The sequence below is a fragment of the Vibrio sp. 2033 genome, from assembly GCF_033339735.1.
In genome coordinates this window covers 1-504 of record NZ_JAWOVC010000909.1, presented here as the reverse complement: position 1 = coordinate 504, position 504 = coordinate 1, and the positions used below count along the sequence as shown (strand labels likewise).

Here is a 504-nt window from a genome sequence, read left to right as displayed (position 1 = left end):
AATGGTTGACGGTTATCGCACCGCTCAGGTTCTTAAAAGCAACCCAATGTTTTGCATCCGCCCAGCGTTTATCAAGCCTACTCAGTTCTTTTATTGACGTAGGAAGCACTTCTAAACGAGACAATTTTCGTCCCGTTTTCATCATCAAACTGCGCATGCCAGAGACTTCTATGTTCATGCGATTGGCGATTTTAGGCAGGGCTTTGGTCTCATACAGTGCCAGCAGCTCAACCGAAAATGCCTCTACCACTTCGGAATCTGGCAATCCTTGATAATCCCAATGCGCTAACGCTTGGATTGTTTTCGGCAAGGCCTGCGGAATATCTCGGTTGTCGATACTGCGATAAAGCATTTCTAAAATAGGAAACGCAAATGTGAGCAAAATAAAGCATACCAACGGCAACGTCAGCATGATTGAGCGTAGGTTGTTATTGCGCTCCGCTTTTTGCAGTTGGGCTCTGAGATCGCTCTGTTGGTGATTCACATGTCGTTCGATTTCCAGTA

The 504-nt window shown here is 45.8% G+C and carries 1 pseudogene; it reads right to left on the bottom strand.

Annotated elements, in window-relative coordinates:
• Positions 1 to 502 (bottom strand): annotated as a pseudogene (locus R7P74_RS29760) (ABC transporter permease); the annotation flags it as partial.
• Positions 503 to 504 lie beyond the last annotated feature (2 nt).